General features: G+C 62.7%; 31 protein-coding genes and 1 pseudogene. All 32 read left to right on the top strand.

Annotated elements, in window-relative coordinates:
• Window positions 1-6: 6 nt before the first annotated feature.
• The 32 genes and pseudogenes from tuf (at window position 7) to ACSH0F_RS07875 (ending at window position 20,967) form a co-directional block, all read left to right on the top strand.
• Window positions 7-1,182: an elongation factor Tu gene (gene tuf / locus ACSH0F_RS08030; RefSeq protein WP_278328290.1), complete on the top strand. Its 1,176-nt coding sequence runs from the start codon at window positions 7-9 to the stop codon at window positions 1,180-1,182.
• Between the two features lie 321 nt (window positions 1,183-1,503).
• Window positions 1,504-1,815: a 30S ribosomal protein S10 gene (rpsJ, locus tag ACSH0F_RS08025; protein ID WP_061924928.1), complete on the top strand. Its 312-nt coding sequence runs from the start codon at window positions 1,504-1,506 to the stop codon at window positions 1,813-1,815.
• Between the two features lie 246 nt (window positions 1,816-2,061).
• The gene (gene rplC / locus ACSH0F_RS08020; protein WP_435201605.1) at window positions 2,062-2,943 is read left to right on the top strand and encodes a 50S ribosomal protein L3; all 882 of its coding nucleotides are present in this window, start codon (window positions 2,062-2,064) and stop codon (window positions 2,941-2,943) included.
• 3 nt (window positions 2,944-2,946) lie between these two features.
• The gene (rplD, locus tag ACSH0F_RS08015; RefSeq protein WP_435201603.1) at window positions 2,947-3,570 is read left to right on the top strand and encodes a 50S ribosomal protein L4; all 624 of its coding nucleotides are present in this window, start codon (window positions 2,947-2,949) and stop codon (window positions 3,568-3,570) included.
• The gene (locus tag ACSH0F_RS08010; protein WP_278328294.1) at window positions 3,563-3,871 is read left to right on the top strand and encodes a 50S ribosomal protein L23; all 309 of its coding nucleotides are present in this window, start codon (window positions 3,563-3,565) and stop codon (window positions 3,869-3,871) included. The genes rplD and ACSH0F_RS08010 overlap by 8 nt, the downstream gene beginning before the upstream one ends.
• A 14-nt stretch (window positions 3,872-3,885) precedes the next feature.
• Window positions 3,886-4,722 carry a 50S ribosomal protein L2 gene (rplB, locus tag ACSH0F_RS08005; protein WP_278322374.1) on the top strand — a complete coding sequence of 279 codons (837 nt, stop codon included), beginning with the start codon at window positions 3,886-3,888 and terminating at the stop codon, window positions 4,720-4,722.
• 6 nt (window positions 4,723-4,728) lie between these two features.
• A complete protein-coding gene (rpsS, locus tag ACSH0F_RS08000) occupies window positions 4,729-5,004 on the top strand; it encodes a 30S ribosomal protein S19 (RefSeq protein WP_278328295.1) in 276 nt (91 codons plus the stop codon).
• The gene (rplV, locus tag ACSH0F_RS07995; protein WP_067690121.1) at window positions 5,004-5,381 is read left to right on the top strand and encodes a 50S ribosomal protein L22; all 378 of its coding nucleotides are present in this window, start codon (window positions 5,004-5,006) and stop codon (window positions 5,379-5,381) included. Before rpsS ends, rplV begins: the two co-directional genes overlap by 1 nt.
• 1 nt (window position 5,382) lies before the next feature.
• On the top strand, window positions 5,383-6,078 hold the full coding sequence (gene rpsC, locus ACSH0F_RS07990) for a 30S ribosomal protein S3 (RefSeq protein WP_435201600.1): 696 nt from the start codon (window positions 5,383-5,385) through the stop codon (window positions 6,076-6,078).
• A gap of 21 nt (window positions 6,079-6,099) precedes the next feature.
• Window positions 6,100-6,534 carry a 50S ribosomal protein L16 gene (gene rplP / locus ACSH0F_RS07985; RefSeq protein ID WP_278322378.1) on the top strand — a complete coding sequence of 145 codons (435 nt, stop codon included), beginning with the start codon at window positions 6,100-6,102 and terminating at the stop codon, window positions 6,532-6,534.
• Complete coding sequence (rpmC, locus tag ACSH0F_RS07980; RefSeq protein ID WP_278328297.1) at window positions 6,534-6,743, top strand: 50S ribosomal protein L29; 210 nt, start codon at window positions 6,534-6,536, stop codon at window positions 6,741-6,743. The genes rplP and rpmC overlap by 1 nt, the downstream gene beginning before the upstream one ends.
• A 10-nt stretch (window positions 6,744-6,753) precedes the next feature.
• Entirely contained in the window at window positions 6,754-7,044 is a 291-nt protein-coding gene (gene rpsQ, locus ACSH0F_RS07975; protein WP_278322380.1) for a 30S ribosomal protein S17, read from the top strand.
• 57 nt (window positions 7,045-7,101) lie between these two features.
• On the top strand, window positions 7,102-7,470 hold the full coding sequence (gene rplN / locus ACSH0F_RS07970; protein WP_067464754.1) for a 50S ribosomal protein L14: 369 nt from the start codon (window positions 7,102-7,104) through the stop codon (window positions 7,468-7,470).
• Window positions 7,470-7,790, top strand: coding sequence for a 50S ribosomal protein L24 (gene rplX, locus ACSH0F_RS07965; RefSeq protein ID WP_435201596.1), 321 nt, complete (start codon window positions 7,470-7,472; stop codon window positions 7,788-7,790). The genes rplN and rplX overlap by 1 nt, the downstream gene beginning before the upstream one ends.
• On the top strand, window positions 7,783-8,361 hold the full coding sequence (gene rplE, locus ACSH0F_RS07960; protein ID WP_278328299.1) for a 50S ribosomal protein L5: 579 nt from the start codon (window positions 7,783-7,785) through the stop codon (window positions 8,359-8,361). The genes rplX and rplE overlap by 8 nt, the downstream gene beginning before the upstream one ends.
• Window positions 8,362-8,387: 26 nt before the next feature.
• Window positions 8,388-8,693 carry a 30S ribosomal protein S14 gene (gene rpsN, locus ACSH0F_RS07955; protein ID WP_278322383.1) on the top strand — a complete coding sequence of 102 codons (306 nt, stop codon included), beginning with the start codon at window positions 8,388-8,390 and terminating at the stop codon, window positions 8,691-8,693.
• Between the two features lie 11 nt (window positions 8,694-8,704).
• The gene (gene rpsH, locus ACSH0F_RS07950) at window positions 8,705-9,100 is read left to right on the top strand and encodes a 30S ribosomal protein S8 (protein ID WP_305932911.1); all 396 of its coding nucleotides are present in this window, start codon (window positions 8,705-8,707) and stop codon (window positions 9,098-9,100) included.
• Window positions 9,100-9,633 (top strand): 50S ribosomal protein L6, encoded by a 534-nt coding sequence (rplF, locus tag ACSH0F_RS07945; RefSeq protein ID WP_435201593.1) that lies wholly within the window; start codon window positions 9,100-9,102, stop codon window positions 9,631-9,633. Before rpsH ends, rplF begins: the two co-directional genes overlap by 1 nt.
• A 1-nt stretch (window position 9,634) precedes the next feature.
• A complete protein-coding gene (gene rplR / locus ACSH0F_RS07940) occupies window positions 9,635-9,979 on the top strand; it encodes a 50S ribosomal protein L18 (RefSeq protein WP_278322386.1) in 345 nt (114 codons plus the stop codon).
• A complete protein-coding gene (rpsE, locus tag ACSH0F_RS07935; protein ID WP_305932909.1) occupies window positions 9,979-10,839 on the top strand; it encodes a 30S ribosomal protein S5 in 861 nt (286 codons plus the stop codon). The genes rplR and rpsE overlap by 1 nt, the downstream gene beginning before the upstream one ends.
• 5 nt (window positions 10,840-10,844) lie before the next feature.
• On the top strand, window positions 10,845-11,030 hold the full coding sequence (rpmD, locus tag ACSH0F_RS07930; RefSeq protein WP_435201590.1) for a 50S ribosomal protein L30: 186 nt from the start codon (window positions 10,845-10,847) through the stop codon (window positions 11,028-11,030).
• Window positions 11,031-11,147: 117 nt separating this feature from the next.
• Window positions 11,148-11,672, top strand: a complete 525-nt coding sequence (gene rplO / locus ACSH0F_RS07925; protein WP_305933505.1) for a 50S ribosomal protein L15 — start codon at window positions 11,148-11,150, stop codon at window positions 11,670-11,672.
• Window positions 11,673-11,774: 102 nt separating this feature from the next.
• On the top strand, window positions 11,775-13,139 hold the full coding sequence (gene secY, locus ACSH0F_RS07920) for a preprotein translocase subunit SecY (RefSeq protein ID WP_435201588.1): 1,365 nt from the start codon (window positions 11,775-11,777) through the stop codon (window positions 13,137-13,139).
• A 33-nt stretch (window positions 13,140-13,172) separates the two neighbouring features.
• Window positions 13,173-13,820: an adenylate kinase gene (locus ACSH0F_RS07915; RefSeq protein WP_435201586.1), complete on the top strand. Its 648-nt coding sequence runs from the start codon at window positions 13,173-13,175 to the stop codon at window positions 13,818-13,820.
• A 61-nt stretch (window positions 13,821-13,881) separates the two neighbouring features.
• Complete coding sequence (locus tag ACSH0F_RS07910; RefSeq protein ID WP_435201584.1) at window positions 13,882-14,484, top strand: SRPBCC family protein; 603 nt, start codon at window positions 13,882-13,884, stop codon at window positions 14,482-14,484.
• A gap of 74 nt (window positions 14,485-14,558) precedes the next feature.
• A pseudogene (gdhA, locus tag ACSH0F_RS07905) lies at window positions 14,559-15,905 on the top strand (NADP-specific glutamate dehydrogenase).
• A gap of 290 nt (window positions 15,906-16,195) precedes the next feature.
• On the top strand, window positions 16,196-16,564 hold the full coding sequence (gene rpsM, locus ACSH0F_RS07900) for a 30S ribosomal protein S13 (protein ID WP_278322393.1): 369 nt from the start codon (window positions 16,196-16,198) through the stop codon (window positions 16,562-16,564).
• A 56-nt stretch (window positions 16,565-16,620) separates the two neighbouring features.
• Entirely contained in the window at window positions 16,621-17,010 is a 390-nt protein-coding gene (gene rpsK / locus ACSH0F_RS07895) for a 30S ribosomal protein S11 (RefSeq protein ID WP_006831904.1), read from the top strand.
• Window positions 17,011-17,120: 110 nt separating this feature from the next.
• The gene (locus ACSH0F_RS07890; protein ID WP_305932905.1) at window positions 17,121-18,176 is read left to right on the top strand and encodes a DNA-directed RNA polymerase subunit alpha; all 1,056 of its coding nucleotides are present in this window, start codon (window positions 17,121-17,123) and stop codon (window positions 18,174-18,176) included.
• Window positions 18,177-18,399: 223 nt separating this feature from the next.
• Window positions 18,400-18,822 carry a 50S ribosomal protein L17 gene (rplQ, locus tag ACSH0F_RS07885; protein WP_435201580.1) on the top strand — a complete coding sequence of 141 codons (423 nt, stop codon included), beginning with the start codon at window positions 18,400-18,402 and terminating at the stop codon, window positions 18,820-18,822.
• Window positions 18,823-18,911: 89 nt separating this feature from the next.
• The gene (locus ACSH0F_RS07880) at window positions 18,912-20,273 is read left to right on the top strand and encodes a serine hydrolase domain-containing protein (protein WP_435201578.1); all 1,362 of its coding nucleotides are present in this window, start codon (window positions 18,912-18,914) and stop codon (window positions 20,271-20,273) included.
• Window positions 20,274-20,406: 133 nt separating this feature from the next.
• Window positions 20,407-20,967, top strand: coding sequence for a hypothetical protein (locus ACSH0F_RS07875; RefSeq protein WP_435201576.1), 561 nt, complete (start codon window positions 20,407-20,409; stop codon window positions 20,965-20,967).
• The last annotated feature ends 62 nt before the right edge of the window (window positions 20,968-21,029 follow it).

The raw sequence follows: 21,029 nt of genomic DNA, 5'->3' as shown, positions 1-21,029 counted from the left end.
TGGAAAATGGCGAAGGAAAAGTTCGAGCGTAATAAGCCGCACGTTAACGTCGGCACCATCGGTCACGTCGACCACGGCAAGACCACGCTGACCGCGGCAATCACCAAGGTCATGGGTTCGGCCGTCGATTTCGCAAACATCGACAAGGCGCCCGAAGAGCGTGAGCGCGGCATCACCATCTCGACCGCACACGTCGAATACGAAACCGACAACCGCCATTATGCGCACGTCGACTGCCCGGGTCACGCCGACTACGTTAAGAACATGATCACCGGTGCCGCCCAGATGGACGGCGCGATCCTGGTCGTGAACGCCGCCGACGGCCCGATGCCGCAGACCCGTGAGCACATCCTGCTCGCCCGTCAGGTCGGTGTTCCGCAGCTGGTCGTTTACATGAACAAGGTCGACCAGGTCGATGATGAGGAAATCCTCGAGCTCGTCGAACTGGAAGTCCGTGAGCTGCTCAGCTCGTACGACTTCGACGGCGACAACATTCCGATCATCAAGGGTTCGGCTCTCGCCGCTCTCGAAGGTCGCGACGAGGAAATCGGCGAAAACAGCATCAAGGAACTGATGGCTGCCGTCGACGAATACATCCCGACCCCGGATCGTCCGGTCGACAAGCCCTTCCTGATGCCGATCGAAGACGTGTTCTCGATCTCGGGTCGCGGTACGGTTGTCACCGGCCGTGTTGAAACCGGCGTCGTGAACGTTGGCGACGAAGTCGAAATCGTCGGTATCAAGGACACCAGCAAGACGACCGTCACCGGCGTCGAAATGTTCCGCAAGCTGCTCGATCGCGGTGAAGCCGGCGACAACATCGGTGCCCTGATCCGCGGCGTGGGCCGTGAAGACGTCGAGCGTGGCCAGGTTCTGGCGAAGCCGGGTTCGGTTACGCCGCACACCGAGTTCAGCGCCGAAGTCTACGTCCTGTCGAAGGACGAAGGCGGCCGTCACACGCCGTTCTTCGCGAACTACCGTCCGCAGTTCTACTTCCGCACTACCGACGTCACCGGCGAAGTCATCCTTCCCGAAGGCACGGAAATGGTGATGCCGGGCGACAACGTGACCATCTCGGTCAAGCTGATCGCTCCGATCGCCATGGACGAAGGTCTGCGCTTCGCAATCCGCGAAGGCGGCCGCACCGTCGGCTCGGGCGTGGTTGCTTCGATCCAGAAGTAAGTCGCAAGCGACACAGCAGGGCCCGTCCTTCCTTTGGGGAGGGCGGGCCCTTCGCTTATTGTGGGTACGCAGTCGCATCCGCGCCTGCTTCGGCACGGCCTTCCGGCCTCTGCCGGAAATTCCCCGAAAACGGGGGTTGCCAGGTCGGGGTCTCCCCCGTATATGCGCGCCCACAGGCAGGGATTCGTCTCCGCCAACCCAATTCAGAAAGGCCGCCCGCTGCGGGAAACCGGGCATAGCGGGGCCGGCCTTTGTTTTTTGAGGGTTGCCCAAATTTTCGGATGAAGGCGGCCCTTTGGCTCTTTCGCATCGGTGTAGGTAATGGAAGCTCAGAATATCCGCATTCGCCTCAAGGCGTTCGACCATCGCGTTCTCGACCAGGCAACTGGCGAAATCGCAGAAACCGCACGTCGTACGGGTGCCCTTATTCGTGGTCCCATTCCCATGCCGACGCGCATCGAGAAGTTCACCGTGAACCGCGGCCCGCACATCGACAAGAAGTCGCGCGAGCAGTTCGAGGTGCGCACCTACAAGCGGCTGCTCGACATCGTGCAGCCCAACGCCCAGACCGTCGACGCGCTGATGAAGCTCGACCTCGCGGCTGGTGTCAATGTCGAGATCAAGCTCGCTTAACTCGGCCTCGTCCCCGGCAGGACGTTAAAACGACCGGAAGTTCAGGGGCGCTCGATAGCCCCGCCCGATCTTCGGATCTGGCAAGACATCGGGATACCGCCGGATTTGATCCGGGTCTGCGTCCCCCGTCTCGCTTTCCAGGGCTTTAGCCACGGTTAGCACTCAGCCCGGACGGGGCGACGCATCATTAAACGGGCTGGCAAGCACGCGGGATGGGCCCGTGTGCCTCTGTGTTAGGAGTTTACGATGCGCACAGGCGTTATCGCAAAGAAAGTCGGGATGACCCGCCTCTTCCAGGAGGATGGTCGGCACGTGCCGGTCACCGTTCTCGCGCTGGAAGATTGCCAGGTGACTGCCCACCGTACTGCCGATCGCGATGGCTATTTCGCGGTCCAGGTCGGTTCGGGCGAAGCCAAGCAGAAGAACGTGAACAAGCCGCAGCGCGAAGCCTTTGCCAAGGCCGAGGTTCCGCTGAAGATGAAAGTCGCCGAATTCCGCGTCGACACCGAGGAAGGTCTGCTTCCGGTCGGTGCCCGCATTTCGGCAGAGCACTTCATCGCCGGCCAGAAGGTCGACATCACCGGCCACACCCAGGGTAAGGGCTTTGCCGGCGCCATGAAGCGCTGGGGCTTCGGGGGCTTGCGCGCCACCCACGGTGTCTCGATCTCGCACCGTTCGCACGGTTCGACGGGTAACCGCCAGGATCCGGGCCGCGTGTTCAAGGGCAAGAAGATGGCCGGCCATATGGGCGACCGTCAGCGTACCCAGCAGAACCTCGAGATCGTCCGCACGGACGCCGATCGCGGCCTGCTCTTCGTTAAGGGCTCGGTCCCGGGCGCGAAGAACGGCTGGCTGCTCGTCAAGGATGCAGTGAAGGTCAAGCATGACGAACTGCCGTTCCCGGGTGTGATGTATCGCAACCGCGAAGAGTTCGATCACGAAGAGGCCGCTCCCGGCCTGGTCGAAAGCGCGGCCGAGTCCGAAGTCGGCACCGAAGTTTCGCCCGAGCAGCAGGAAAAGCTGATGCAGCAGCAGGATGCTGGTGCGGATGCCGAAACCGGCGCAGCCGATGACAACAGCACCACGCCGAGCGTCGACAAGGACGCCGGCGAGAATAAGGAGGGCTGATCCGTGAAGGTGAAGGTCCAGAAAATCGACGGCAAGGCGTCGGGCGACATCGAGCTCAACGACGACGTGTTCGGGGTCGAGCCGCGTGCCGACATCCTGCACCGCGTCGTGACGTGGCAGCTCGAAAACCGCCGCGGCACCGCCCGCCCGACGCGCGAGCGTTCGGACGTTGCCCGCACCGGCAAGAAGTGGGGTCGCCAGAAGGGCGGCGGCACGGCTCGCCACGGCGATCGTGGCGCTCCGATCTTCATCGGCGGCGGCAAGGCTCACGGCGCGCGCAAGCGTGACTTCGAGCAGTCGCTGAACAAGAAGATCCGTGCACTCGGCCTCAAGATGGCCCTGTCGAGCAAGGCGAAGGACGGCCTGATCGTCGTCGACAGCCTCGAGCTTAAGGACGCCAAGACCAAGGCGCTCAAGGGTCACTTCGACAAGAATGGCTGGGCCGGCAAGGTCCTCGTCATCGACGGCGAAAGCGTGAACGACGGCTTCAAGAAGGCCGCCGGCAACCTGCCGGGCGTCAATGTCCTGCCGGCCATGGGCGCGAACGTCTACGACATCCTGAAGCACGACACTCTCGTCCTCACGAAGGACGCTGTCGAGAAGCTGGAGGGCCGTTTCAATGGCTAAGAAGCAGGAAGTAGCCGCGCGTCACTACGACGTCGTGCTTGCACCGCACATCACCGAAAAGTCGACGCTGGCTTCCGAGCACAATGCCGTCGTCTTCAAGGTAGCGAACGATGCCACCAAGCCGCAGATCAAGGAAGCCGTCGAGGCGATCTTCGATGTCAGCGTCACCGGCGTCAACACGATCAACGTGAAGGGCAAGACCAAGCGCTGGAAGGGCAAGCCCTACAAGCGCAACGACCTGAAGAAGGCCGTGGTCACCCTGAAGGACGGCGATTCCATCGACGTCACCAGCGGTATCTGAGGGGCTAGGGAACAATGGCACTCAAGAACTACAAACCTACGAGCCCGGGCCGTCGCGGCCTGATCCTCGTCGACAAGTCGGGCCTGTACAAGGGCAAGCCGGTCAAGTCGCTCGTCGAAGGCAAGCGCAAGACCGGTGGCCGCAACAACAAGGGTCACGTCACCTCGCGCGGCATGGCCGGCGGCCACAAGCAGAAGTATCGCTTCGTCGACTTCAAGCGTCGCAAGTGGGACGTCGAAGGCACTGTCGAGCGGCTCGAATACGATCCGAACCGCACGGCGTTCATCGCGCTCGTGAAGTATGACGATGGCGAGCTGGCCTATATCCTCGCTCCGCAGCGTCTGGCTGTCGGCGACAAGGTGATTGCGGCCGAGAAGGCCGACACCAAGCCCGGCAACGCCATGCTGCTCGGCCAGATGCCGGTCGGCACGATTTGCCACAACGTGGAAATGAAGCCGGGCAAGGGTGGCCAGATCGCCCGCGCTGCTGGTTCCTACGTCCAGCTGGTCGGTCGCGACCGCGGCATGGTCATCGTCCGTCTCAACAGCGGCGAGCAGCGTTACCTGCGCGCCGACTGCATGGGCACTGTCGGTGCCGTGTCGAACCCGGACAACCAGAACCAGAACCTGGGCAAGGCCGGTCGTCGTCGCTGGATGGGCATCAAGCCGCTGACGCGCGGTGTCGCCAAGAACCCGGTCGACCACCCGCACGGCGGCGGTGAAGGCCGCACCAGCGGTGGCCGTCACCCGGTCACTCCGTGGGGCAAGCCGACCAAGGGCGCCCGTACCCGCAAGAACAAGCAGACGGACAAGATGATCATCCGTTCGCGGCACGCGAAGAAGAAGAGGTAATCGGACATGGCACGTTCCGTCTGGAAAGGTCCGTTCGTCGAACTCAGCCTTCTAAAGAAGGCTCAGGAAGCTCAGGATGTAAGCAATGCGAAGCCGATCAAGACCTGGTCGCGTCGTTCTACCATCCTGCCCGACTTCGTCGGCCTGACGTTCAACGTCTACAACGGTCACAAGTTCATCCCGGTCTCCGTCTCGGAAGAGATGGTCGGCCACAAGCTCGGCGAATTCGCGCCGACCCGGACCTTCCCGGGTCACGCCGCCGACAAGAAGGGTAAGCGCTGATGAGCAAGCAGAAAGCTCCGCGCCGCGTCGCCGATAACGAGGCCCTGGCTGTGGGTACCACGATCCGTGGTTCGGCCCAGAAGCTCAACCTCGTTGCCGAACTGATCCGCGGCAAGAAGGCCGAAGAGGCCCTCAACATCCTCGCCTTCTCCAAGAAGGCCATGGCGAAGGATGCCACGAAGGTGCTCGCTTCGGCGATCGCCAATGCGGAAAACAATCACAACCTCGATGTCGACGCGCTGGTCGTTGCCGAGGCTTCGGTGGGCAAGTCGATCACCATGAAGCGCTTCCATACGCGCGGTCGTGGCAAGTCGACGCGCATCCTGAAGCCGTTCAGCCGCCTGCGCATCGTCGTCCGCGAGCAGGAAGAGGCGTAAGATGGGCCAGAAGAGCAATCCGATCGGTCTGCGCCTGCAGATCAACCGCACCTGGGACAGCCGCTGGTACGCCGAAGGGCGCGACTATGCCAAGCTGCTCAGCGAGGACATCGAAATCCGCAAGTTCATCCTCGAGAACGCTGCCCAGGCCGCGATCTCGAAGGTGGTGATCGAGCGTCCGGCCAAGTTGTGCCGCATCTCGATCTACGCTGCCCGTCCCGGTGTGATCATCGGCAAGAAGGGCGCGGACATCGAGAAGCTGCGCACGACGCTTTCGCGCATGACCGAAAGCGAAGTGAAGCTGAACATCGTCGAGATCCGCAAGCCGGAAATCGATGCCAAGCTCGTCGCCCAGGGCATCGCCGACCAACTGATCCGGCGCGTCGCTTTCCGCCGCGCCATGAAGCGTGCCGTGCAGTCGGCCCTCCGCCTCGGCGCGGAAGGTATCAAGATCGTCTGCGGCGGCCGTCTCGGTGGCGCTGAAATCGCCCGTGTGGAATGGTATCGCGAAGGCCGCGTTCCGCTGCACACGCTGCGCGCCAACGTCGACTATGCGGAAGCCGAAGCGCTTACCGCCTATGGGATCATCGGCATCAAGTGCTGGATCTTCAAGGGCGAGATTCTGGCGCACGACCCGACCGCTCAGGACCGCCTGATGATGGAAGCCCAGACCTCTGGCGTCCGTCCGGCGCGCTGATTGCAGGATTAGGAAAGAACCATGCTGCAACCGAAGAAAACCAAGTACCGCAAGGCGTTCAAGGGCAAGATCCATGGCAACGCCAAGGGCGGCACCACGCTGAACTTCGGGTCCTATGGCCTGAAGGCGCTGGAGCCCGAGCGCATCACCGCTCGCCAGATCGAGGCGGCTCGCCGCGCGATCACGCGCCACATCAAGCGCCAGGGCCGTCTCTGGATCCGCGTCTTCCCGGATGTGCCGGTATCGAAGAAGCCTGCCGAAGTCCGTCAGGGTAAGGGCAAGGGTTCGGTCGAATACTGGGCTGCTCGCGTGAAGCCGGGCCGCATCCTGTTTGAACTGGACGGCGTTGCCGGCCCGCTGGCGGCCGAAGCGTTCAGCCGTGCGGCGATGAAGCTGCCGATCAAGACCAAGGTCGTTGCCCGTCTGGGCGACGAATCTCACCTGGGAGGCGAATGATGGCCAAGACTGAAGACCTGCGCCAGAAGTCGGACGATCAGCTGTCCGAAGAGCTGACCAACCTGAAGCGCGAGCAGTTCAACCTGCGCTTCCAGGCTGCGACGAACCAGCTCGAAGCCCCGGCGCGCATCCGCGAAGTCCGTCGCACGATCGCCAAGATCAAGACGCTGCAGAACGAGCGTACGCGCTCGGCTGAAGCGAAGGCGTAAGGAGTAGACCATGCCCAAGCGTATTCTGATCGGGACCGTCACCTCCGACAAGACCGACAAGACCGTGACCGTGCTCGTCGAGCGCAAGGTGAAGCACCCGCTCTACGGGAAGATCATCCGTCGCTCGAAGAAGTACCACGCCCACGACGAGAACAACGAGTACACGCTCGGTGATGTCGTGCGCATCGAAGAGACCAAGCCGATCTCGAAGACCAAGACCTGGATGGTCAAGGACCGCGTGACGGCAGGTGGCACCCAGGCTGTCGAGGCCGACCTCGAAGTCGAAGCCGCCAGCAACTGACGTATTAGGAACTGCCGGGCAGCTGTCCCGGCAAGCCAGTGAGAAGGAAACGGATCGATGATCCAGATGCAATCCAATCTCGACGTCGCGGACAACAGCGGCGCCAAGCGCGTCCAGTGCATCAAGGTACTGGGCGGCTCGAAGCGCCGCACTGCGTCCGTGGGCGACGTGATAGTGGTTTCCGTGAAGGAAGCCCAGCCGCGCACGAAGGTGAAGAAGGGCGATGTCCATCGCGCCGTCATCGTGCGTACGAAGAAGGACGTCCGCCGCCCCGATGGCAGCGTGATCCGCTTCGACAGCAATGCCGCAGTGCTCGTGAACAAGAGCGAAGAGCCGATCGGCACCCGTATCTTCGGCCCGGTGGTCCGCGAACTGCGCGGCCGCGGCTTTATGAAGATCATCAGCCTAGCTCCGGAGGTGCTGTAATGGCTTCCGCAAAGATCAAAAAGGGTGACAGCGTCGTGATCCTGTCCGGCAAGGACAAGGGCAAGACCGGCACCGTCGCGAAGGTCATGCCGAAGGAAGGCAAGATCGTCGTTGAGGGTGTCAACGTGGCAGCGCGTCACCGCAAGCCGACGCAGCAGAACCCGCAGGGCGGTATCGATCGTTTCGAAGCGCCGATGCCGATCAGCAAGGTTGCTGTTGCAGACCCGAAGGATGGCAAACCCACCCGCGTCCGTTTCGAAGAGAAGGACGGCAAGAAGGTGCGTATTGCCGTGAAGAGTGGGGAGACCATCGATGGCTGATTACACCCCCCGCATGAAGCAGAAGTTCGAAGACCAGATCGTCAAGGCGATGACCGAGAAGTTCGGTTACAAGAATCGCCTCGAAGTTCCGAAGCTCGAAAAGATCACGCTCAACATGGGTGTGGGCGAGGCGAGCCAGGACAAGAAGAAGGTCCAGACCGCTGCCGAAGAGATGGCGCTGATTGCCGGCCAGAAGCCGGTCATCACCAAGGCGAAGAAATCGATCGCGCAGTTCAAGCTGCGTGAAGGCATGCCGATCGGTGCGAAGGTCACCCTGCGCCGCGATCGCATGTACGAATTCCTCGACCGCCTGGTCACTGTCGCAATGCCCCGCATCCGCGACTTCCGTGGCCTCAACCCGAAGTCGTTCGACGGCCGTGGCAACTACGCCATGGGCCTGAAGGAACAGATCGTCTTCCCCGAAATCTCCTACGACAAGATCGAGAAGGTCCGGGGCATGGACATCATCGTCACCACGACGGCGAAGACCGACGACGAAGCTCGCGAGCTTCTGAAGCTGTTCGGTTTCCCGTTCCCGGCTGAAAAGTCGGAAGAGAAGGAGGCGGCGTGAGCCGCTAGAAGAGGAACTTAAGTCCAATGGCGAAACTGAGTTCGATCAACAAGAACGAGCGTCGCAAGAAGCTCGTCAAGCAGTATGCGGACAAGTACGCGAAGCTGAAGGCTATCGCGGACGACGAAAGCCTCGACGAGACCGAGCGCCTGATGGCCCGGCTCAAGATGGCGGAGATCCCGCGCAATGCGAACCCGACGCGGGTGCGCAACCGCTGCTCCACCACCGGCCGCCCGCGCGGCTACTACCGCAAGTTCGGCCTGAACCGCATCGAACTGCGTGACCTCGGCAACAAGGGCCTGATTCCGGGCCTGACCAAGTCGAGCTGGTGAGGTAAAGACAGATGGCTATGACCGATCCCCTGGGTGACATGCTCACCCGCATCCGCAACGGCCAGCGCGCGAAGAAGGACAGCGTCCTTTCGCCCGCCAGCAAGCTGCGTGCAAACGTTCTCGAAGTGCTCCAGCGCGAAGGCTACATCCGTGGCTACAGCGACGACGCTTCTGGCAAGCACCCGCAACTGCGGATCGAACTGAAGTATTTCGAGGGCGAACCTGCGATCAAGCATGTTGCTCGCGTCTCCAAGCCTGGCCGCCGCGTCTACTCGGGTTCCAAGGAACTGCCGGTTGTGCGCAACGGCCTCGGCATCACCATCGTCTCGACGCCGAAGGGCGTGCTTTCCGATGCGGAAGCCCGCGCAGACAACGTCGGCGGCGAAGTGCTGGCGGAGGTGTTCTGATGAGCCGCATCGGCAAGAAGCCGGTAGCGATCCCGAGCGGGGTCACTGCCAATATCGAAGGCGACACGCTGAGTGTGAAGGGCCCCAAGGGTACCCTTTCGATGGGCATGTCCGACCTGATCGAGTACAAGCTGGAAGACGGCGAGATCTCGGTCAAGCCGGCCAACGACACTCGCGACGCCCGCAACCATTGGGGCATGCAACGCACGCTGGTTTCCAACCTGGTGGAAGGTGTTACCGAAGGCTTTTCCAAGGTCCTCGAGATCACCGGCGTCGGCTACCGTGCACAGGCGCAGGGCAAGAAGCTCAAGCTTCAGCTCGGCTATTCGCACGACGTCGATCTCGACGTGCCCGAAGGTCTCGAAGTGAAGACCCCGGACCAGACCACCGTGGAGATTTCCGGCATCGACAAGCAGGCCGTGGGCCAGTTTGCCGCCGAAATCCGCCGCTGGCGCAAGCCCGAGCCTTACAAGGGCAAGGGCATCAAGTACCGCGGCGAGTACATCTTCCGCAAGGAAGGGAAGAAGAAGTAAGATGGCAAAGCTCTCTCTCTTTGAACGCCGCCGCCGCCGCGTGCGCACTGCGCTCCGCAGCGTGTCCGGTGGCAAGCCGCGCCTTTCGGTCCACCGCACCGGCAAGCACATTTACGCGCAAGTGATCGACGATGCCGCGGGCAAGACGCTCGCTGCTGCCTCGACGCTCGGCGTGAAGGGCTCGGGCGCGAATGTCGATGCCGCCAAGCAGGTCGGTAGCGACATCGCCGCTGCCGCCAAGAAGGCCGGTGTCACCAACGTCGTGTTCGATCGCGGCGGGTTCCTTTTCCACGGCCGCGTCAAGGCGCTGGCCGACGCCGCCCGCGAAGGCGGGCTGGAGTTCTGATGATGGCTGACGAAAACAAGACCCCCGAAACCGAAGCGACGCCCGAACAGGCGCCCGGCGTTCCCGAGACGCCCGAAGTCGCGAAGGCCAAGGCCGATGCCGGCGTCGTCGAAGCGGAAACGCAGAACGCGGTGACCAACGAGGAACCGGCGGTCGCCGATACCCCGTCGGAAGCTGCTGCCAACCAGAGCCCCGCACAGGGTGCCGAAGGTCAGCCGCGCGAGCGTCAGGGCCGTGGCGGTCGTGATAATCGCGGTGGCAACGATCGTGGCCGTGGCCGTGGTGGGCGCGACAATCGTCGTGGCGGACGCCGCGAGGAAGAAGACGACGGCATCATCGAGAAGCTGGTTCACATCAACCGCGTCTCGAAGACGGTCAAGGGCGGTAAGCGCTTCGGCTTCGCAGCTCTCGTAGTGGTCGGCGACGGCCAAGGCCGTGTCGGCTTCGGCAAGGGCAAGGCCCGCGAAGTGCCCGAGGCGATCAGCAAGGCGACTGCCGCTGCGCGCAAGCACATGATCCGCGTTGCGCTGAAGGAAGGCCGCACGCTGCACCACGACGGCAAGGGCCGTTTCGGTGCCGGCAAGGTGACCGTCCGCACTGCGCCTCCGGGTACCGGCATCATCGCCGGTGGTCCGATGCGTGCCGTGTTCGAGAGCCTCGGCGTGGCCGACGTGGTGACCAAGTCGGTCGGCACATCGAACCCCTACAACATGATCCGCGCCACCTTCGACGCGCTGCAGGACCAGACTTCGCCGAAGTCGGTTGCCCAGCGTCGCGGCAAGAAGGTCGCCGACCTTCTGGGCCGGGGTGGTGCATCGGAGGCCGAGGCTGAAGCCGACGCCGCCGCTATTGCGGAGTAAGATCGATGGCGAAAAACAAGACCATCACGCTGAAGCAGGTCGGTTCACCCCTGCGCCGGCCGGAAGTACAGCGCAGGATCCTCATCGGTCTCGGGCTGAACAAGATGCACAAGACGGTCACCCGCCAGGACACCCCCGAGGTGCGCGGCGCGATCGCAAAGATCCCGCATCTGGTCGAAATCGTCGAGTAATCCTTCCGGCGATACAATTTGACGGGAGCGGCCTGCTGCGATAGCGGGCCGCTTCCATTTTATCAGCGCGAACCCCGGTATGGGGCCTGGAAAGCGAAAGCGAGTGCACACATGACTATCAAGCTGAACGAAATCCGCGACAATCCCGGCGCACGCAAGGACCGCATCCGTGTCGGTCGCGGCATCGGCTCGGGCAAAGGCAAGACCGGCGGCCGTGGCCAGAAGGGCCAGAAAAGCCGTTCGGGCGTCGCCATCAAGGGCTTCGAAGGCGGTCAGATGCCGCTCCACATGCGCCTGCCGAAGCGCGGCTTCAACAATCCGTTCGGCAAGGACTACGCCGAAGTGAACCTGGGCATGGTCCAGAAGTTCATCGATGCGAAGAAGCTCGACGCCAAGAAGGACATCGACCACGCAGCGCTCAAGGCCGCCGGCCTTGCACGCGGCGGCAAGGACGGCGTCCGCCTGCTCGGCAAGGGCGAACTGAAGGCCAAGGCCAAGTTCGTTGTCGCCGGTGCCTCGAAGGGTGCGATCGAAGCGGTCGAGAAGGCCGGCGGTTCGGTCGAAGTGATCGCCAAGGCCCAGCCCGAAGCCGAAAAGAAGGCTGCGCGCACCGAAGCAAACAAGGCCAAGAAGGCCAAGTGATCGGATAAAGCGGGGGCGGGGTTCGACAATCCCGCCCCCGCTCCCTATCTGTCCGGTCAGCGCCGGGACGGGCCGGCGACAAGCTAGGATCGAAATCGACCAATGGCATCACGCGCCGATAATCTCGCGAGCAATCTCAGCCTCGCCAATTTCTCGAAAGCCACCGAGCTGAAGAACCGCATCTGGTTTACCATCGGTGCGCTGATCGTTTTCCGTTTCCTCAGTTTCGTTCCGCTCCCGGGCATCAACGCCCGCGCGTTGAACCAGCTGGCCGATGTCGCCCAGGGCGGCATCCTCGACATGTTCAACATGTTTACCGGCGGCAGTCTGGAGCGCATGAGCCTCATCGCGCTCGGCGTGATGCCCTACATCACCGCCTCGATCGTGGTACAATTGGCCGCAGCGCTCCACCCGGCACTCGCCGCGCTCAAGAAAGAGGGCACGGTCGGTCGGCAGAAGCTCAACCAGTACACCCGTTACGGCACTGTGTTCCTGTGCACGATCCAGGGCTGGTTCTTGGCTGCGGGTCTCGAAAGTTTCGGCGCGTCGAACGGCATCGCCGCGGTCGTCGATCCGGGCTACATGTTCCGCATCGGCGCCGTCATCAGCCTCGTCGGCGGGACCATGTTCCTGCTGTGGCTGGGCGAGCAGATCACTAGCCGCGGCATCGGCAACGGCGTGTCGCTGATCATCATGGCAGGCATCGTCGCCCAGTTCCCGACCTTCGTTTCGAACATGGGTTCGGGCTATTCGGAAGGCTCGATCTCGACCGGGATTGTGGTCGGCTTCATCCTTATGGTGATCGTGCTCATCCTCGGCATCTGTTTCTTCGAGCGCGCCCAGCGGCGCTTGCTGATCCAGTATCCCAAACGCGCGACGCAGCGGGGCATGATGCAGGCCGATCGTTCGCACCTGCCGCTCAAGCTCAACACTGCAGGCGTGATCCCGCCGATCTTCGCCAGCTCGTTATTGCTGCTGCCGCTCACGATTACGCAGTTCGCCGGCAATTCGGTCGACACGGATTCGGCGACCGGCGGCGCGCTGCAGAGCGTCCTGCAATACCTCCAGCACGGCCAGCCGCTCTACATGACGCTGTACGGCCTCGGGATCATCTTCTTCTGCTTCTTCTACACCGCCATCGTCTTCAATCCGGAAGAGACGTCGGAGAACCTGAAGAAGAACGGCGGCTTCATTCCAGGCATCCGTCCGGGCAAGCGGACCGAGGAATATCTCGATTACGTCCTCACGCGCATCACCGTAATCGGCGCGATCTACCTGACGGTCGTGTGCGTCGTGCCGGAGTACATGATCGCGCAGACCGGCGTCCCGCTGTTCCTCGGCGGCACCAGCCTGCTCATCGTCGTGAACGTGACGGTGGACACGATCAGCCAGATCCAGTCGCATCTGCTGGCGCACCAGTATGGCGACCTCATCAAGAAGGCCAAGTTGAAGGGCCGCTTGCGGTAAGGCATAGCGCGGGCGACAGGGAACTTTCTGACTATGGACATCATTCTCCTCGGCCCTCCGGGCGCAGGCAAGGGCACCCAGGCCCACCGGCTCGAAGAGCATCATGGCATGCGCCAGCTTTCGACCGGCGACATGCTGCGCGGTGCGGTGAAGGCGGGCACGCCGGTCGGCATCAAGGCCAAGGAGATCATGGACCGTGGCGATCTGGTGTCCGACGAGATCGTCAGTGAGCTGATCGACGCCGAACTTACCGCGATGGGCCCGGAAACCGGCGCGATCTTCGACGGTTATCCGCGCACCGAGGCCCAGGCCAAGATGCTCGACGAAATCCTCGCGAAACATGGCCGCAAGCTCGACCATGTGATCGAGCTGGAAGTCAACGAAGACGAGCTGGTCAAGCGCATCACCGGCCGCTTCACCTGCGCCGAATGCGGCGAGGGCTATCACGACAGCTTCAAGCAGCCCGAGACGCCGGGCAAATGCGACAAATGCGGTTCGACCGAATTCAAGCGGCGCCCGGACGACAACGAAGAAACCGTGCGCAACCGTATGGGCATTTATCGTAAGGAAACGGCACCGATCCTGCCGGGCTACGAAGCCCGCGGGATCGTCAGCCGCGTCGACGGGATGGCTTCGATCGGCGAAGTCACCCACGCGCTCGACGCGATCCTCACTCCCTGATCCGATCCGCTCTTTCCATTCCGCTGCGCTTTTCATAAGCATGGCGCGAAGGGAGAGGGAAATGATCCGACACAGTCTGGCAATGGCGGCACTGGCGATCAGCGCGCCCTTGTCCGCGGAGGTCGTTGAAACCAGCGAAGATGGTTTCGTCACGCGCGACACGGCCAGTGTCGCCGCTAGTCCCATGGAAACCTGGCTTGCTCTGACCCGCCCCGGCCAATGGTGGAACGACGAGCACACGTGGTCTGCCGATGCGGCCAATCTTACTCTGGAGCCGCAAGCCGGCGGATGCTTCTGCGAACGCGTGCCCGGCGAGGATCGCGACGATGGCTTCTCGCTCGACGGCAGCGTGCAGCATGCGACCGTGGTCCAGGCATACCCCTTGCGCGTTCTCCGCATGCGCGGCGGGTTGGGGCCGCTGCAGGGGGAGCCCGCCACCGGCATCCTTACCATCACGCTCAAGGAAATCGACGGCGGCACGCGCGTGCTGTGGGAATATAACGTCGGCGGCCCGATGCGTTATGAGATCCCGCAGATATCGCAGGCGGTGGACGGTGTTATGAGCCAGCAGCTCGCCGGCTTGCGCGACCATCTCGGTGCGCTGGAGGCCGACGGAACTGCCACGGCCGAAACTGCATCTACCGAAATGCCGGATAGCGAATAAGTCCGGCACTCCCGCCGCCTGCCTCCGTTAATAGCGAAACGCCCGCAGTCGGGTGAGCAACGAAGCAGGACCCCATGGCATCGAAGAACCACCAGGCCGTCGATCTCGATACCTTTATCGAGGGCCTCGAGAAGGGCAGCCCGAATTCATCCAGGCCGTTCGCGAAGTGGCGCATAATGTCTTCCCCTTCGTGCAAGATCGGCCCCAATATCAGGAAGCCCAGATCCTGCGCCGCATTGCCGAGCCCGATCGGATCGTCAGCTTCCGCGTCTGCTGGGAAGACGACGACCACAACATCCGGGTCGAGCGTGGCTGGCGCGTCCAGAACAACAACGCGATCGGGCCGTACAAGGGCGGGTTGCGATTTCACGAAAGCGTTAACGAGAGCGTACTCAAGTTCCTCGCCTTCGAGCAGACATTCAAGAACTCGCTCACCGGCCTGCCACTCGGCGGCGGGAAGGGTTGATCGAACTTCAATCCCAAGGGCAAGAGCGAAGCGGAGATCATGCGCTTTTGCCAGAGCTTCATGACCGAACTCTATCGCCACATCGGTCCCGACACCGACGTCCCGGCGGGCGATATCGGCGTCGGCAGCCGCGAGATCGGTTATCTCTTCGGTCAATACAAACGCATCATCGGCCGTTGGGAAGGGGTGCTGACCGGCAAGGGCACTGCCTATGGCGGCTCGATCATCCGGCCCGAGGCGACCGGTTATGGCGCGGTCTATTTCTTGCGCGACATGCTGCGCGAGGCGGATGAGGATATCGAGGGCAAGAGCGCCGTGATTTCCGGCGCAGGGAATGTTGCACTGCATGCGGCGGAAAAGCTCTGCGAACTGGGCGGCAAGGTGCTGACCCTATCGGACAGTGACGGCTTCGTGCACGATCCCGACGGCATCGACGCGGACAAGATCGCTTGGGTCAAGGAACTCAAGAACGAGCGCCGCGGGCGGATTAGCGAGTATGTCGAGGAATATGCCGGCGCGACCTACCACGAGGGCAAGGCACCATGGAGCGTTGATTGCGATATCGCCATGCCCTGCGCGACCCAGAATGAACTCGATGAAAGCGACGCGAAAGCGTTGGCGGACAATGATGTCATGGCGGTGTGCGAAGGCGCCAATATGCATGGAAGGCGTGAAGGTCTTCCAGGACGCCGAAATCCTCTACGCTCCGGGCAAGGCCGCCAATGCTGGCGGCGTCGCGGTGTCGGGCCTCGAGATGAGCCAGAATTCGGAACGCGTCAGCTGGAACCGCGAGAAGCTGGACGACATGCTGACCGAACTGATGGAGGACATCCACGGCAAATGCGTCGAGCGCGGTCGCTCGGGCGACAGCGGCCATGTGAATTACGTGAAGGGCGCGAATATCGCCGGGTTCGAGAAGGTCGCCGACGCGATGCTCGCCTTCGGGGTGGTCTAGCCGATTTTGACGAGCGGCGAGCGCTTGTGTATGCAACCCTTGATCGAACGCGCGGACCGCCCATATCGGCGGTCTCGCTGCTTTGCGCGCCCATGGCTGTTGACCTCGCGGTCGAATCCCCCTAAGCGCGCCTTTCATTCGACAGTTGCGGTGAGTCCGGCAGGCGGCAGCCAATTGCACGCCATCCGGGCTTTTTGCGTTAGCATACTGCGACTTGCTCGGTGAATTTGAGCGATGAGATAGGGGTGTCGGCCCGATCCGGCAGTCCCCTGTGGAGCATGGAGAAGTAAGTGGCTCGTATTGCCGGGGTAAATATCCCCACCAACAAGCGCGTGATCATCGCGCTCACCTATATTCACGGTATCGGCCGCACCACGGCCGTCGAGATCGCCGACAAGCTCGGCATCGATCACAAGACCCGCGTGCAGGACCTGACCGACGAGGAAGTCCTACGCATTCGCGAGACGATCGATGAAGATCACATGGTCGAAGGGGACCTTCGTCGCGACACCGCGATGAACATCAAGCGCCTGATGGACCTGCGTTCCTACCGCGGCCTTCGTCACCGTGCCGGCCTGCCCGTTCGCGGCCAGCGCACTCACACCAACGCCCGCACCCGCAAGGGCAAGGCCAAGCCGATCGCCGGCAAGAAGAAGTAAGCCGGTCTCACGGACCGCCGCTTTTCCCTTCTTGATAGAATAGAGGAATACACATCATGGCACGCGAACCCGGCCGCGTAAGGCGCCGCGACAAAAAGAACATTTCGAGCGGCGTTGCGCACATCAACGCCAGCTTCAACAACACGATGATCACCATCACCGACGCGCAGGGCAATGCGATCAGCTGGTCCAGCGCCGGCATGATGGGCTTCAAGGGCAGCCGCAAGTCGACTCCCTATGCCGCGCAGGTCGCCGCCGACGACGCGGGCCGCAAGGCCGCCGAACACGGCGTGCGCACTCTCGAGGTCGAAGTGAAGGGCCCGGGCTCGGGCCGCGAAAGCGCGCTGCGCGGTCTCGCCGCAGTCGGCTTCACGATCACCTCGATCCGCGACGTGACGCCGATCCCGCACAACGGGGTCCGTCCTTCCAAGCGCCGCCGCGTCTGATCCGTACCTGCCTGGTGGCTCGGATCCGCTGAGCCACCGACACATTTCACGGACCGGACGCTCTCGCCAGAGGGCTCCGGTCCCGCCCGCATCCGAACCAGGGGATTTTCATGTCCGTCAACATCAAGAACTGGCAGGAACTCAAGAAACCCAATACCCTTGATATCAAGGATTCCGGTGACAAGGCCCGCAAGGCCACCTTCGTCGCCGAACCGCTCGAGCGGGGCTTCGGCCTGACGCTCGGCAACGCCCTGCGCCGCGTGCTCCTGAGCTCGCTCCAGGGTGCCGCGATCACCTCGATCAAGATCGAAGGCGTGCTACACGAATTTTCGTCGCTTGCCGGCGTTCGCGAAGACGTGACCGACATCGTCCTCAATGTGAAGCAGATCGCGCTGAAGATGGAAGGCGAGGGCATGAAGCGCCTGCAGCTCTCCGCCACCGGCCCTGCCGAAGTGAAGGCCGGTGACATCGCCGTGTCGGGCGACATCGAGATCATGAACAAGGATCTCGTGCTCTGTCACCTCGACGAAGGCGCGACGCTGAACATGGAACTGACCGCAGACACCGGAAAGGGCTACAAGCCCGCCGTGATGAACCGCCCGGCCGATGCCCCGATCGGCCTCATCCCGGTCGACAGCCTGTATTCGCCGGTCCGCCAGGTGAGCTACAAGGTCGAGAACGCACGTGTCGGGCAGGAACTCGACTATGACAAGCTCTCGCTCAACATCGAGACCGACGGCACCGTCACTCCGGAAGACGCCGTGGCCTATGCCGCGCGCATCCTCCAGGACCAGTTGACGCTGTTCGTCCACTTCGAGGACGGCATTCCGCAGCCCAGCTCGGCCATGATCGGCCAAGCTGCTGAGCCGCAGGAAAGCGACACCAACCAGCTCAACCGTTACCTTCTCAAGAAGGTCGACGAGCTGGAACTGTCGGTCCGTTCGGCGAACTGCCTCAAGAACGACAACATCATCTACATCGGCGATTTGGTCCAGAAGACCGAGGCCGAGATGCTCCGCACGCCGAACTTCGGCCGCAAGAGCCTCAACGAGATCAAGGAAGTCCTGAGCTCGATGGGCCTGCGCCTCGGTATGGACATCCCCGGCTGGCCGCCCGAGAACATCGAGGAAATGGCCAAGAAGCTCGAACAGGAGCTGCTGGGTTAACTTTGGAGGGTGCGGGTCGGACATCCGTCCGCCCCTTGCGGTACCAGCCCGCTCCCCCACCCGGCCACCCATAGAATACCGTGCCGTGGGTGGCCGGGTGGGGGAGCGGGCCGGCACCGCGCCCCGACCGCAAGGTCGGACAAGAACAGGGACGGTCGGCCCTTTCCCCGACCAGCATTGGGCTACCTAGAACGGGCCCCTTACGAACGAAGGAAGAATTACGATGCGCCACAAGATTTCCGGCCGCAAGCTGCAGCGCAAGACCGGCCACCGCAATGCGATGTTCCGCAACATGGCTGCCGCGCTGATCAAGCACGAGCAGATCATGACCACGCTGCCCAAGGCGAAGGAAATGCGTCCGTACATCGAGAAGCTGATCACGCTGGCAAAGCGTGGCGGCCTGTCGAACCGTCGCCTCGCCATGAGCCGCCTGCAGGACGAAACCCAGCTTAAGAAGCTGTTCGACGTTCTGGCCGAGCGTTACGGCGACCGCGAGGGTGGCTATAGCCGCGTCATCAAGGCCGGCTATCGCGGCAGCGACGCGGCGCAGATGGCGATCATCGAACTGGTCGATCGCGATGTCGACGCCAAGGGTCAGGACAGCGGCCCGGTGATGACCGACGAAGACGAATTCGAAGACGCGTAAGCGCGACTGAAACGGACAAGCGGGGCCGGAAGAGCGATCTTCCGGCCCTTTTGTTTTGCGCGGAAGAGAACCCGTGGCACAAGGCGCGCATGATAAGACACGCCTTCGCAGCCGCAGCGCTGCTCGCCTCCGCCCCGCTAGCCGCGCAAACCGTCAGCCAGGAAGACTTGCAGGCCCGTTACGACCGGGCGCTGGCCGCTGGGTACAAGTCGCTGTTCCTGTGCGGGGCGATGGCTTCCGACCCCAGCGGGCTGCGCCGCACCGAGCGCTCGGTCGAAGAATATGAACTGACCGGCATCTACGGTGCGCTCGACCCCATGGTGCGCGAACTCGAGTATCGCATCGAGCGCGGCACCGATGGCATGATCGATTACGTCGCGACCGATTGGGCGGAGGACATGCTGCCGCGCGTGGCCGAGTATCGCGTTGACACAGGCTGCGCCCTGCTACCGATCGGGGCTTCGTTACCGACGACGGAGGTAGTCCGGGGCATGCGCATCGACCGCGTGGGCGACCCCACCGTCTACCCGCTCGAAGAACAGCTCGTCCCGCGCGTGCGCCAAGCGGCGGAGCAGGCGCTCGGCGATACCTATGGCGAGGGCACGCGCACGACAGCCGTGCTCATCCGCCAGGGCGATGTGACGAAAGGCAAGGCCTTCGCCGCAGGCTTCGACGCCAACAGCACGCAGCGGACCTGGTCGGTCGCCAAGAGCCTCGCCGCGACGCTCGTGGGTGCTGCAGTCCAGAGGGGCGCGGCGGACGTCTCGCAATCTGCCGGGCTAGGCCTCGGCGACAGCGATCCGCGCCGCGCCATCACCATCGATCACGCGCTGCGCATGGCTTCGGGCCGCTATTCGGACACGCCGGGCAATCGCACCGATCCGCTCTACATGGGTGGTACCACGGTGGCCGAAAGCGCGCTGGACTGGCCGCTGCTCAATCCGCCGGGCACGGTGTACCGCTATGCCAACAACGACACACTGGCCGCGGTAAAGGCGATCGACGGTTATCTGGCCGAAAATCCGCCGATCTCGCTATTCGAGCGGCTCGGCATGCATTCCACGAAAGCGGAAACGGATTGGCGGGGCGACTATATCCTGTCGAGCCAGGTCTGGACCAGCGCTGCCGATCTTGCACGGTTCGGTCAGCTCTATCTCAACGATGGCATGTCGCGCGGCACACGCGTTTTGCCAGAGGGCTGGCTCGAATATGTTTCCGCCCCCTCCGGCCCGCAACCGGAGAACGGATTCGGCTATGGCGCAGGCTTCTGGCTGTTCAACGACCACGAGGGCATTCCCGCCGACACCATCGCCGCGATGGGCAACCGCGGGCAGTATGTGGTGATCGTCCCGAGCATAAACACGGTCATCGTCCGCAGGGGCGAAGATCCGGTCGGCTCGCGCTTCGATATCGTCGCGTTCACGCGCGATGTGCTTGAAACGCTAAGATAATCGGTGTTAATATAACTGGTAGATTAGCTGAACAAAGACTGTAGCCCGAATTCAGCCTCGCCTCAGTGGCGCTCTCCTATAACCATAGTCAACCGAGGCAGTCCCGCCGCGGTGCAGACGAGGAGAGCCTCACATGACCAAGAACATCACAAGCTTCGCGAAGGGTGGGATCGCAGCGGCAACCGTCGGCGCAATGGCGCTGGCTACCGCAACGCCCGCGCAAGCCCAGTATCGTGACCGCGACCGCGACGGGATTTCCGTCGGCGACGTTATCGCAGGCGCCGTGATCATCGGCGGAATCGCCGCCGTAGCCCGTGCCGCGAGCCGCGATCGGGGATATCGCTATGACGACAGGCGCTATCGCGGCGACCGCTATTATGGGCGGGGCAATCCGCGCGCAGCTGTTGAACGCTGCGTCAACGCCGCCCGTCAGGACGCCCGCCGCTATGGCTATCGCTATGCGCAGGTGACCGACATCCGCGATGTGGACAACACACGCTATGGCTGGAAGGTCAAGGGCCGGATCATGGTCGATGGCAACTATCGCGGCGGCCGTTACGACCGCTATGGCTATCGCGACCGGTACAATCGCTACAACCGCTGGAACGAACGCGATAGCGGCAAGTTCACCTGCCGCATCGATCGCGGCCGCGTGACCGATCTCGACTTCAGCGGCATCCGCGGTCTCCGCTGATCGACCAAAGATAAACCTACCACAGGCGGTTCAGGCTCCATGCAGTCTGGACCGCCTATTCG

It is taken from the genome of Qipengyuania sp. 902 (assembly GCF_051195295.1).
GTDB lineage: Bacteria > Pseudomonadota > Alphaproteobacteria > Sphingomonadales > Sphingomonadaceae > Qipengyuania.
The sequence above is the reverse complement of the archived record's forward strand: the minus strand, read 5'-3'. Positions and strand labels throughout refer to the sequence as shown.

Bases quoted from the DNA above. Each gene is read 5' to 3' on its own strand.
- tuf (WP_278328290.1), top strand. From the start codon at position 7: ATGGCGAAGGAAAAGTTCGAGCGTAATAAGCCGCACGTTAACGTCGGC.
- rpsJ (WP_061924928.1), top strand. From the start codon at position 1,504: ATGGAAGCTCAGAATATCCGCATTCGCCTCAAGGCGTTCGACCATCGC.
- rplC (WP_435201605.1), top strand. From the start codon at position 2,062: ATGCGCACAGGCGTTATCGCAAAGAAAGTCGGGATGACCCGCCTCTTC.
- ACSH0F_RS08010 (WP_278328294.1), top strand. From the start codon at position 3,563: ATGGCTAAGAAGCAGGAAGTAGCCGCGCGTCACTACGACGTCGTGCTT.
- rplB (WP_278322374.1), top strand. From the start codon at position 3,886: ATGGCACTCAAGAACTACAAACCTACGAGCCCGGGCCGTCGCGGCCTG.
- rpsS (WP_278328295.1), top strand. From the start codon at position 4,729: ATGGCACGTTCCGTCTGGAAAGGTCCGTTCGTCGAACTCAGCCTTCTA.
- rplV (WP_067690121.1), top strand. From the start codon at position 5,004: ATGAGCAAGCAGAAAGCTCCGCGCCGCGTCGCCGATAACGAGGCCCTG.
- rpsC (WP_435201600.1), top strand. From the start codon at position 5,383: ATGGGCCAGAAGAGCAATCCGATCGGTCTGCGCCTGCAGATCAACCGC.
- rplP (WP_278322378.1), top strand. From the start codon at position 6,100: ATGCTGCAACCGAAGAAAACCAAGTACCGCAAGGCGTTCAAGGGCAAG.
- rpmC (WP_278328297.1), top strand. From the start codon at position 6,534: ATGGCCAAGACTGAAGACCTGCGCCAGAAGTCGGACGATCAGCTGTCC.
- rpsQ (WP_278322380.1), top strand. From the start codon at position 6,754: ATGCCCAAGCGTATTCTGATCGGGACCGTCACCTCCGACAAGACCGAC.
- rplN (WP_067464754.1), top strand. From the start codon at position 7,102: ATGATCCAGATGCAATCCAATCTCGACGTCGCGGACAACAGCGGCGCC.
- rplX (WP_435201596.1), top strand. From the start codon at position 7,470: ATGGCTTCCGCAAAGATCAAAAAGGGTGACAGCGTCGTGATCCTGTCC.
- rplE (WP_278328299.1), top strand. From the start codon at position 7,783: ATGGCTGATTACACCCCCCGCATGAAGCAGAAGTTCGAAGACCAGATC.
- rpsN (WP_278322383.1), top strand. From the start codon at position 8,388: ATGGCGAAACTGAGTTCGATCAACAAGAACGAGCGTCGCAAGAAGCTC.
- rpsH (WP_305932911.1), top strand. From the start codon at position 8,705: ATGGCTATGACCGATCCCCTGGGTGACATGCTCACCCGCATCCGCAAC.
- rplF (WP_435201593.1), top strand. From the start codon at position 9,100: ATGAGCCGCATCGGCAAGAAGCCGGTAGCGATCCCGAGCGGGGTCACT.
- rplR (WP_278322386.1), top strand. From the start codon at position 9,635: ATGGCAAAGCTCTCTCTCTTTGAACGCCGCCGCCGCCGCGTGCGCACT.
- rpsE (WP_305932909.1), top strand. From the start codon at position 9,979: ATGATGGCTGACGAAAACAAGACCCCCGAAACCGAAGCGACGCCCGAA.
- rpmD (WP_435201590.1), top strand. From the start codon at position 10,845: ATGGCGAAAAACAAGACCATCACGCTGAAGCAGGTCGGTTCACCCCTG.
- secY (WP_435201588.1), top strand. From the start codon at position 11,775: ATGGCATCACGCGCCGATAATCTCGCGAGCAATCTCAGCCTCGCCAAT.
- ACSH0F_RS07915 (WP_435201586.1), top strand. From the start codon at position 13,173: ATGGACATCATTCTCCTCGGCCCTCCGGGCGCAGGCAAGGGCACCCAG.
- ACSH0F_RS07910 (WP_435201584.1), top strand. From the start codon at position 13,882: ATGATCCGACACAGTCTGGCAATGGCGGCACTGGCGATCAGCGCGCCC.
- rpsK (WP_006831904.1), top strand. From the start codon at position 16,621: ATGGCACGCGAACCCGGCCGCGTAAGGCGCCGCGACAAAAAGAACATT.
- ACSH0F_RS07890 (WP_305932905.1), top strand. From the start codon at position 17,121: ATGTCCGTCAACATCAAGAACTGGCAGGAACTCAAGAAACCCAATACC.
- rplQ (WP_435201580.1), top strand. From the start codon at position 18,400: ATGCGCCACAAGATTTCCGGCCGCAAGCTGCAGCGCAAGACCGGCCAC.
- ACSH0F_RS07880 (WP_435201578.1), top strand. From the start codon at position 18,912: ATGATAAGACACGCCTTCGCAGCCGCAGCGCTGCTCGCCTCCGCCCCG.
- ACSH0F_RS07875 (WP_435201576.1), top strand. From the start codon at position 20,407: ATGACCAAGAACATCACAAGCTTCGCGAAGGGTGGGATCGCAGCGGCA.